Annotated in this window: 7 protein-coding genes; all 7 read left to right on the top strand. The window is 74.5% G+C overall.

The window, feature by feature from the left end; translation table 11 throughout:
- The first annotated feature begins 4 nt into the window (after positions 1-4).
- The 7 genes from AVW11_RS29440 (at position 5) to AVW11_RS29470 (ending at position 9,950) form a co-directional block, all read left to right on the top strand.
- Positions 5-5,629, top strand: a complete 5,625-nt coding sequence (locus AVW11_RS29440; RefSeq protein WP_158076172.1) for a type I polyketide synthase — start codon at positions 5-7, stop codon at positions 5,627-5,629.
- A gap of 117 nt (positions 5,630-5,746) precedes the next feature.
- Positions 5,747-6,202, top strand: a complete 456-nt coding sequence (locus AVW11_RS29445; RefSeq protein WP_060180518.1) for an SET domain-containing protein-lysine N-methyltransferase — start codon at positions 5,747-5,749, stop codon at positions 6,200-6,202.
- Positions 6,203-6,231: 29 nt separating this feature from the next.
- Positions 6,232-6,936, top strand: a complete 705-nt coding sequence (fabG, locus tag AVW11_RS29450; protein WP_060180517.1) for a 3-oxoacyl-ACP reductase FabG — start codon at positions 6,232-6,234, stop codon at positions 6,934-6,936.
- Between the two features lie 28 nt (positions 6,937-6,964).
- Positions 6,965-7,723, top strand: coding sequence for an enoyl-ACP reductase FabI (gene fabI / locus AVW11_RS29455; RefSeq protein ID WP_060180516.1), 759 nt, complete (start codon positions 6,965-6,967; stop codon positions 7,721-7,723).
- Entirely contained in the window at positions 7,707-8,702 is a 996-nt protein-coding gene (locus tag AVW11_RS29460; RefSeq protein WP_076046524.1) for an ATP-binding cassette domain-containing protein, read from the top strand. Before fabI ends, AVW11_RS29460 begins: the two co-directional genes overlap by 17 nt.
- Positions 8,686-9,486, top strand: a complete 801-nt coding sequence (locus tag AVW11_RS29465; RefSeq protein WP_199838247.1) for an ABC transporter permease — start codon at positions 8,686-8,688, stop codon at positions 9,484-9,486. Before AVW11_RS29460 ends, AVW11_RS29465 begins: the two co-directional genes overlap by 17 nt.
- A gap of 26 nt (positions 9,487-9,512) precedes the next feature.
- Positions 9,513-9,950: an FAS1-like dehydratase domain-containing protein gene (locus AVW11_RS29470; RefSeq protein WP_060180515.1), complete on the top strand. Its 438-nt coding sequence runs from the start codon at positions 9,513-9,515 to the stop codon at positions 9,948-9,950.
- Positions 9,951-9,990 lie beyond the last annotated feature (40 nt).

The raw sequence follows: 9,990 nt of genomic DNA on the forward strand, positions 1-9,990 counted from the left end.
CGCCATGAACGAGCAGGCACTGCGGGCCTGGCTGACCGCCTGGCTGGCCGCCGAACTCGACCTGGCGGCCGACACCATCGACGAGGACCGCCCCCTGGCCGACTACGGCGTCGGTTCGCGCATGCTGGTCCAGCTGTCCGGTGCGCTGGAGGACCTGCTCGACCGTCCGCTGTCCCCGGTCGTCGGCTACCGGGCACCCACGGTGGCCTCGCTCGTCCGGCACCTCACCGACGCGCCGGCCGCCGACGCGGCGCCCGCCGCGGACTCCGCGCCCGACACCGCGACAGGGGCCGCCGGCGAACCCGTCGCGGTCATCGGGATCGGCTGCCGCTTTCCCGGCGGCGGCGACACACCCGCCGCGTTCTGGCGCCTGCTGCGCGAGGGCCGCGACGCGACCGGCCCCGTACCCCCCGGCCGGTGGGCCGCCGCCGAGGCGGCGGGCGGAGAAGAGGTCTTGGCCCGTACCCCGTCCCGGGGCGGCTTCCTCACAGAGGACCCGGCGGCCTTCGACGCGGAGTTCTTCGGCATCTCGCCGCGCGAGGCGGCGGCCGTCGACCCCCAGCAGCGGCTGATGCTCGAAGTCGCCTGGGAGGCCCTGGAGCACGCCGGGATCCCGCCCCGTTCCCTGCGGGGCGGCGCGGCAGGCGTGTTCGTCGGCGCCTCGGCGTCCGACTACGCCATGCTCCAGATGAACGACATCGAGCGCGTGGACGCCTTCAGCGGAACCGGATCCGCGCTGAGCATCATCGCCAACCGGATCTCCTACACCCTCGGGCTGCACGGCCCCAGCATGGTCGTCGACACCGCCTGCTCGTCCTCGCTGGTGGCGGTCCACCTCGCGATGCAGAGCCTGCGCAGCGGCGAGTGCGACCTGGCACTCGCCGGCGGCGTCAACCTGCTGCTGTCCCCGGCGGCGACCGTCAACTTCGAGGACGCCGGGGTCATGGCGGCCGACGGTCGCAGCAAGGCCTTCGCCGCCGGCGCGGACGGCTACGGACGCGGCGAGGGATGCGGGCTCGTCGTCCTCAAACCGCTTTCGCGGGCACAGCGCGACGGCGACACCGTCCTCGCCGTACTGCGGGCCGGTGCGGTCAACCAGGACGGCGCCTCCAACGGGCTCATGGCACCCAACCCCGATGCCCAGCACGCCGTGATCCGCGTCGCGCTGGGCGCCGCAGGCGTCACCGAGCCGGACGGCATCGACTACGTCGAGGCACACGGCACCGGCACCGAACTCGGCGACCCCCTCGAACTGGAAGGCATCGCGGCGGCATTGGCGCCGCCGGACCGGCCCCGGGCACAGGACCTGCTCATCGGCTCCGTGAAGACCAACATCGGACACCTGGAGGCGGCCGCCGGAATCGCCGGCCTCATCAAGGTCGTCCTGAGCCTGGCCAACGGCCAGCTGCCGCCGAGCCTCCACTTCGACCGCCCCAACCCCCACATTCCCTTCGACCGTCTGCCGGTCAAGGTCGTCACGGCCAACACGCCCTGGCGACACCGGCCCGGCCGGCCGCGCCGGGCAGGAGTGAGCGGCTTCGGCTTCGGCGGCACCAACGCCCACCTGATCGTCGAGGAAGCACCCGCACCCGCGGCCGAGCCCGCGCCCGACGGCCGGCGGAGCACGGTCCCGGGCCGGCCGATGCTGTTCCCCGTCTCCGCCGGCTCACCGGCCGCACTGCGGGCGCAGGCCGGGAGGCTGGCTGACTGGCTGACGAGTCATCAGGAAGCCGCTCCCGGCGACATCCTGCACACGCTCGCGACACGCCGCTCGCACGAGCCCTGCCGTCTCACGGTGGTCGCCGCCGACCGGGCCGAGCTCGCCCGCGGGCTCCGCGCCCACGCCCAAGCCCCTGACGCCCCGGCGGCGGAGCGGAAGACGGACACCCCCACGCCCGGAGGCCGCGGGCCCGTGTGGGTCTTCTCCGGGCAGGGATCCCAGTGGGAGGACATGGGCAGGCGCCTGCTCAGCGAGGAGTCCTCCTTCGCCCGCGCGGTCGCGGACATCGACCCCCTCGTCCGGGCCGAAGCCGGCTTCTCGGTGGAGCAGGTGCTCCGCTCGGGACGCCTTCCCGAAGGCGTGGACGCCGTACAGCCACTGCTGTTCACGATGCAGGTGGCCCTGGCCGCGATGTGGAGGGCCCACGGCGTACGGCCCGCAGCCGTGATCGGGCACTCCATGGGCGAGGTGGCGGCCGCCGTCGTCGCAGGGGCGCTCGACCTCGCCGACGGGGTGCAGGTCATCTGCCGCCGGTCGGCTCTGCTCACCGAGGTCGCCGGAGCCGGGGCCATGGCCGTGGTCGGGGAGTCCGAGGAGCGCATGCGCGGCCGCCTCGCCCGGACCGGGCTCGACCGGACCCTCGGCATAGCCGTCGTCCCGGGACCCCGGGCCGTCGTCGTCTCCGGGGACCCGGACGCGGTGCGCCGACTCGTCGCGTCGTGCGACGAGGACGAGGTCGACGCCCGTACCGTGCGGGTCGATGTCGCCTCGCACTCGCCCCAGATGGACCCCCTGCTCGCGCCGCTGCGCGAGGCGCTGGCGGACCTGCGGCCCCGGACACCGGAGATACCCTTCTTCACCACCGTGGGCGGGCGCTCCGGGACCGAGCCGTTGTGCGACGCCGCCTACTGGGCCGACAACCTGCGCGCCCCCGTCCGGCTGGCGGAGGCCGTCCGGCGAGCGGCGGAAGCGGGATTCACCACCTACGTCGAAGTCAGCCCGCACCCAGTACTGACCCGGGATGTCGCGGCGACCCTGCGGGAGGCGGGGGCTCCCGCACACGTCCTGCCCACGCTGCGCCGCGACACCGATCCGCGCGAGGCCTTCCTGACCTCCCTCGGCGGCCTGTACCGCCTCGGGGCCTCCCTGCCCTGGGAGCTGTGGTCCCGACAGGGCCGGCTGCTGGACCTGCCGCGGCTCGCGTGGGAGCGCCGCCGGCACTGGACCACGGCCAGGCCGCCGGCCGGCCGCGGAGGCGGCGCCGCCGGCTCCGCGCCGCTGCCGGGAGAGATGACCGAGGCGGCCGCACTGCCCGGAACCTTCCTGTGGCAGGCGCGGCTGCGCGCCGGACACCACGCACCGCTCGACCAGCACCACGTGGCCGGACGCGCCCTGCTCCCGCTGTCCGCGTACCTGCGGACGGCATTGGAGGCCGCGGGGCAAGCGGGCCTGGGGCCCGTTACCGTCCGGGACCTGACCGTGCACGGCCCGCTCGTGCTCCCGTCCGGTGCCGGGGTCACCGTCCAGACCTGCCTGCGGGCCGCCACGGCCGAGGGCGGACCCGCCTCGCTGGAGTTCCACGGCCGGGCCGCCGGTGAACGCTCGTGGACCCTGTACGCTTCTGCGCGCCTGCATCCGGACGACGCGGACGACGCCGACCCGTTCCACACGTCCGGGGCGGCCCCGCAGGCGCGGGACGCGCTCGCGGAACCCGCCGGGCTGCAAGCCGTGGACCCCGCCGCCCACCGGGCCGATCTGGCCGCCGCCGGGATCGAGTACGGCGACGGGCTGTGGGCACTCCACCTGCTCCGGCGGGGCGACGGCCTCGCCGCCGCCGACCTGCTCCCCTCCGAGGGCGACAGCGGGGGGACACCGCGCCACGAGCCGGGTACGGCGCTCGTCGACGCCGGCTTCCAGACGCTCGCCGCCTGCTTCCCGCAGGCAAGCGGGCAGGGCGGCAGCGCCGTGGTCACCGGAGTGGACCGCTTCCGCTTCCGCTTCCCCGCCGGCGGCGCCGCGGACACGGCGGCCGGCTTTCGGGTGACGGCCGCGACCCGCGACGACGGCGACGGATCCGTGGTCGCCGACCTGGACTGGTACCGGGACGACGTACGGATCGGCCGGGCCAGGGGCGTGCGCATACGGCGTACGGCAGCCCATGCCCCGGTGCCCGCGGCATGGGTGCACCGAGTCGAATGGCGGCCCGAACCGCTGCCCACGGCCACGGACGCGCCGGACGGACGGGACGGGGCGGTTCTCGTCCTCACGGGCCGCAACGGCGTCGGCGCCTCGCTGGCCGCACAGATCCGCGCGTCCGGGATGCCCTGCCGGACAGTGGACACCGCGGAGCTGACCGGGCTGTCCGCCGAGGCGGTCCTGGAACGGCTCGGGGACCTGGCGGACGTACGGCACATCGTCCACTGCGCCGCGCCCGCCACGGCACCCGGGGACGGCACGGACGCCGCGGCGGCCGTACGCCTCGCCGCCGACACCCTGCACCTCCTCCAAGCCGTCGGCCGCCGGGGCGGCGGCGCCCGCCTCTGGCTGGTCACCTCGCTCGCACAGGCCGTCGGCGACCACGACACCGACCCCGCCCAGGCCCAACTGTGGGGCATGGGACGGTGCTTCTCCCTGGAACACCCGGAGTCCTGGGGCGGCCTGATCGACCTGGACACCTCCGACGGCGCCACCTGTGCCACGGCCGTCCGGGCCGAACTGGCCTCGGGCGGGTCCGGCGTGCAGTGCGCGTACCGCGACGGCGTCCGGCTCGTTCCGCGGCTGGTCCGCGCGGTGCTCCCCGGACCCGCGCGGCCCCGGCCCGTGGACCCCGACGGCGCGCACCTGGTGGTGGGGGCGACGGGGCGGCTGGGGCCGCTCCTGCTGCGACGCCTCGTGCGGCTCGGCGCACGTCACCTCGTGGTCGTCGGCCGCCGCGGCGTCCCGGACACCGTGGCCGACGCGGTCCGCGGCGAAGGCGCCGAACTCACCGCGGTACGGGCCGACGTCGCCGACGAGGACGCGATGGGCACCCTGTTCGCCCGCTTCGGCGGCGACCTGCCCGCCCTGCGCGGCATCTACCACATGGCCTTCGCCGAGGACGTCACGCCACTGGCGGAGCTCGACGCGCGGCGGCTCGCCGACGTGCTGCGGCCCAAGGTCACGGGCACCGCCGTGCTGCACCGGCTGAGCGCGGACCTGCCGGTCGAGGAGTTCCTGTGCTACTCCTCCACCACGGCGCTGCTGGGCTCCCATTCCATGGCCGCGTACGCAGCCGCGGGCGCCTTCCAGGACGCACTCCTGCACCTGAGGCGCCGCACGGGCCGCGAGGCGCACGTCGTCAACTGGGGCACGTGGGCCACCGGCCTGGACGGCACCCCGGAAGCCGGCCTGATCACGGCGACCGGCATGCGCCTGATGGCCGGGGAACGCGCCGTGGCAGCCCTGGACCACGTCATCGGGGCCCGCGACACGCAGTGGGTCGTCGCCGACGCCGACTGGCCGCGGATGGCCGCCGCCTACGCGACCCGTACGCCGACGCCCCTGCTGGCGCACGAGGCCGCCCCGGCCCACCCCGCTCCCGTGCCCGCCCTGAGCAGTAACCCCACCGACGCGCTCTCGGCCGCGCTGGAACGGGCGGGCCGCGCGGAGCGCCGCGCCCTGCTGCGGGGACAGGTGCGGGAGGTCGTGGCCGCGGCGCTCGACCTGCCGGACGCCGCCGCGCTCGACCCCGAGCACCGCTTCTTCGACCTCGGCCTGGACTCCCTGCGCACGATGACCGTCATCCGCCGCCTCAAGGCGCTGGTGCCGGGTCTGCGCCCCACGGCCCTGCGCGACAACCCCACCGTGAACGGGTTCGCGGAGACCTTGCTGGACCTCATGGACGGGGGCGGGGACGACACCGCCCGCTGACCGCCCGCTGACCACCGGCGCGGCTGGCCGGACCTCCGGCGTCCGCACCACCCACCCCGCCGATCAGAGACACCACCCGCGGCGACCCACCGCCGCGGACGCAACAGAAGGAAGACCATGCAGTCCGATACGCTCACCCCCCTCCACGACCTCAGCTACGGCAACGGCGTCGCCGCCGCGTACGACGTGGCCGCCGGGCAGGTCGTCACCGACCTCGGCGCATGCATCGAGGCCGACGCCCCGTCGATCTACACCATCGACGTCGGCGGCCGCCACATCGACGGCCCCCGGGTGCGCCACCTGAACCACTCCTGCGACCCGAACACCCGTGTGGACACCGTCCGGCTCCAGGTGGTGGCGCTGCGCCCGATCGCCGCGGGCGAGGAACTGACGTTCTTCTACCCGTCGACCGAGTGGGAGATGGTCGGTCCCTTCGCCTGCCTGTGCGGTGCGGACCGCTGCATCGGCACCGTCAGCGGTGCCCGGGACCTTCCCCCCGCGGTACTGGAGCGGTACGCGCTCAACCCGCACATCGCGGACCTGCTGGCGGGCCGGGCCGGGTCCGGCCGTTGAGCGCGCCGCGACCGGAAGGGGGAGAAGGCATGAACCGTTCCTGTCTGGTCGTCGGCGGGAACCGGGGGATCGGACTCGCCGTGGCCCGGTCCCTGCAGGAGGCGGGCGAGCGGGTGACGGTCACGTACCGCACCGGTGAGCCGCCCGCCGGCCTGCCCGGCGCCGTCTGCGACATCACCGACCCCGCACAGGTGGAACGGGCCTTCGCGGAGGTGGAGGAGAGCCAGGGCCGCGTCGAGGTACTCGTCGTCAACGCGGGCATCGTCAAGGACCAGCTGCTCGCCCGCATGCCCGAGGACGGCTTCACCTCGGTCCTCGACACCAACCTCACCGGCGCCTACCGGGTCGTCAAGCGGGCCGTCCGGGGCATGGTCCGGGCACGCTACGGCCGCATCGTGCTCGTCTCGTCCGTGGTCGCCCTCCAGGGAGCGGCCGGCCAGACGAACTACGCCGCGTCGAAGGCGGGCCTGATCGGCTTCGGCCGCAGTCTCGCCCGGGAACTCGGCCCGCGCGGCATCACCGTCAACATCGTCGCGCCCGGCTTCATCGAGACCGACATGACCGCCGGCCTGCCCGCCGAACTGCAGCAGCAGTACATCCGCGACATCCCCCTCGGCCGGAGCGCGGCACCCGCGGAAGTCGCCCACGCCGTCCGGTTCCTGGCGAGCGACGAGGCCGCCTACGTCACCGGCGCGGTGCTCCCCGTCGACGGCGGCTCCTCCATGGGCTTCTAGCCCTCCGCACCGACCGAAGGAGAAACACATGGGCATCCTCACCGGGAAGCGCCTTCTCGTCACCGGCGTCCTCACCGACTCCTCCATAGCCTTCCACGTCGCCCGCGTCGCCCAGCAGGAGGGAGCGGAGGTCGTCCTGACCGGCTACGGCCGCATGAGCCTCGTACGGCGCATCGCCCAGCGACTCCCGCAACCGCCCCCGGTCGTGGAACTCGACGTCACGGACCCCGCCCAGACGGATTCGCTGGCCGAACGCGTGGGGGAGCACGTGGAGGGACTCGACGGCGTCCTCCACGCCATCGCGTTCGCCCCGCAGTCCGCGCTCGGCGGCAACTTCCTCCACACACCGTGGCCGGACGTCGCCACCGCACTGCAGGTGTCCACGTACTCCCTGAAGTCGCTGGCGATGGGATGCCTCCCGCTGATGGGCTCCGGCGGCTCCATCGTGGGCCTGGACTACGACGCCTCGCGCACCTGGTCGGGCTACGACTGGATGGGCGTGGCCAAGGCGGGCCTGGAGGCGTGCTCCCGCTACCTCGCCCGTGACCTCGGCCCGCACGGCATCCGCGTCAACCTCGTGGCCGCCGGTCCCCTGCGGAGCGTGGCGGCGCGCAGCGTCCCCGGCTTCGGGACCGACGAGTGGGACGAGACGGCGCCACTGGGCTGGCGCGGGGACGACTTCGAGCCCACGGCGCGTGCCTGCGCGGCCCTGCTGTCGGACTGGTTCCCCGCCACCACGGGGGAGATCGTCCATGTGGACGGCGGTGCGCATGCCATCGGCGGGTGACCGGGGGCGGTTCGCCATCGAGGCGGAGGACCTCGTCAAGCGCTTCGGCGGAGCCACCGCGCTGGACGGGGTGAGCCTGGCCGCACCGGAGGGGAGCGTGCTGTGCCTGCTCGGTCCCAACGGTGCCGGCAAGACCACCGTGGTGCGGACCCTGACGACCCTGCTGCCCCCGGACGCGGGGCGGGCGTCGGTGGCCGGGCACGACGTCGTCCGCGAGGCCGGCCGGGTGCGCGGCGCCATCGGCGTGACCGGGCAGTTCACGGCCGTCGACGACATGATGACCGGCACGCAGAACCTCGTCCTGGTGGCCCGGCTGAACGGGTTCTCCCGGCAGGCCGCCCGCAACCGGGCCGCCGAACTACTGGACCTGCTGCGGCTGTCCGAGGCCGCCGGGCGTCTCGTGCGGACCTATTCCGGGGGCATGCGACGGCGTCTCGACCTCGCGGCGTGCCTGGTCAGGCGCCCCCGGGTGCTGTTCCTCGACGAGCCGACCACGGGCCTGGACCCGCGCAGCCGCGGCGAGCTGTGGAGCCTCGTCCTGGACGTCGTGGCACAGGGCACGACGGTCCTGCTCACCACCCAGTACCTGGAGGAGGCGGACCGGCTCGCCGACGACGTGGTCGTCCTGGACCGGGGCCGCGTGGTCGTCACCGGCCCGCCCCGCCGGCTCAAGCAGCGCGTCGGCGGGCGGCGGGTGGAGTTCCACCCGCCCGACCGGTCCCGCGCCGAGGCCGTCGCACGGGCCGCCGCCGCGCTCACCGGCCGGCCCGCCGAAGCCGAGGGGGACGTCGTCCGCATGAGCCTGGAGGACGCCGCGGCCTTCCCCGACCTCGCCCGGCAGCTGATCGACGGCGGGCTCACCGCCGGCGAGATCTCACTGGGCTATCCGAGCCTCGACGAGGTGTTCCTGGCCCTGACCGGCGGCCGGAACCCGGCCGGGGCCTTCCCGGAAGGAGCCACCCGTGCTGTCCGCGACTGAGGAGCCCGGCCCGGCCCGCCCGGTCCGCGCTGCCATCGGCCAGTCACTGACCCTGGCCTGGCGCAGCGTCAGCCGACTGCGGACCGTGCCGGAGGAGACCGTCGGCTTCGTCCTCCAGCCGCTCATATACGTCACGCTGTTCGTCTTCCTCATGGGCGAGGCGATGGCGGGGGACTGGCGTACCTACCGCGATTTCGCACTCCCCGGCATCGCTGTGCAGATGGTGGTGCTCTCGACCCTGGGCACCGGACTGTCCCTCAACACCGACCTGGAAAAAGGGCTGTTCGACCGGTTCCGCACCCTGCCGATCGCGCGGACCGCACCGCTGCTGGGCGCCGTCCTGGGCGACCTGGTCCGCTACGGACTGTCCCTCGCGGTGATGGCCGCGGTCGGAGCGGCGATCGGGTTCCGTCCGGCGGGCGGCGTCCTGGGGGTGGCCGCGGCCGGCGCGCTGATCCTGCTCTTCGCGTTCTCCCTGTGCTGGATCTGGACCCTGCTGGGACTCAAAGCCCGTACACCTTCCGGGGTTCAGACGCTGGCGACGCTGTTCCTCTTCCCGCTCGCCTTCGGAAGCTCCGTACTGGTCGCGACGGAGGACATGCCCGGTTGGGTACGGGCCTGGGCAGCGGCCAACCCGGTCACCTGGGCCACCGACGCGGTACGGGCCTTGCTCTCGGGAGCCCCCGCCGGCCGGGAGGTCGCGGGGACGCTGCTGTGGTCGGCCCTGATCCTCACCGTCTTCCTCCCACTCGCCGCTCGCGCCTACCGCCGGCGCGTGCGCTGACCCCGCACATCCGGAACAGGAGAAGCATGGCCCCCGACGCCGCGTACACCGGCAGGCTCTTCCACAGCGCGGAGCCGTACCTCGCCACGAGGACCGACATCCGCGCCTTCGCCGAGGCGGTCCGCGACCCGAACCCGGTCTACCGGGACCCGGCCGCCGCCCGCGCCCTGGGCTACGCCGACATCATCGCGCCCCCCACCTTCGTCGTGACGGTGGCGGGGATGGTGACCCGGACCCTGCTGGAGGACCCCGGGTTCGGGTTCGACACCACGCAGGCCATCCACCACTCGCAACGGGTGGTCCCGAGGCGCCCGATCGTCGCCGGGGACCAGCTGTCCACCACCTCCGTGCTGGAGCGCCTGGAACGCGTCGGGGGCTATCACCGGCTCACCCTGCGCAGCGAGGTCCGCGACGAGGACGGCGGCGACGTCTGCACGGTCGTCACCGTCGTCCTCGGCCCCTGACGCGGCGGCGCCGGTGGAACCCCGCCCGCCCGGGTTCCAC

Origin of the sequence: Streptomyces amritsarensis (genome assembly GCF_001953875.1) — a bacterium.
GTDB lineage: Bacteria > Actinomycetota > Actinomycetes > Streptomycetales > Streptomycetaceae > Streptomyces > Streptomyces amritsarensis.

What these genes read in the sequence shown, in the direction of transcription:
- AVW11_RS29440 (WP_158076172.1), top strand. Translation starts at nt 5, where the DNA reads ATGAACGAGCAGGCACTGCGGGCCTGGCTGACCGCCTGGCTGGCCGCC.
- AVW11_RS29445 (WP_060180518.1), top strand. Translation starts at nt 5,747, where the DNA reads ATGCAGTCCGATACGCTCACCCCCCTCCACGACCTCAGCTACGGCAAC.
- fabG (WP_060180517.1), top strand. Translation starts at nt 6,232, where the DNA reads ATGAACCGTTCCTGTCTGGTCGTCGGCGGGAACCGGGGGATCGGACTC.
- fabI (WP_060180516.1), top strand. Translation starts at nt 6,965, where the DNA reads ATGGGCATCCTCACCGGGAAGCGCCTTCTCGTCACCGGCGTCCTCACC.
- AVW11_RS29460 (WP_076046524.1), top strand. Translation starts at nt 7,707, where the DNA reads ATGCCATCGGCGGGTGACCGGGGGCGGTTCGCCATCGAGGCGGAGGAC.
- AVW11_RS29470 (WP_060180515.1), top strand. Translation starts at nt 9,513, where the DNA reads ATGGCCCCCGACGCCGCGTACACCGGCAGGCTCTTCCACAGCGCGGAG.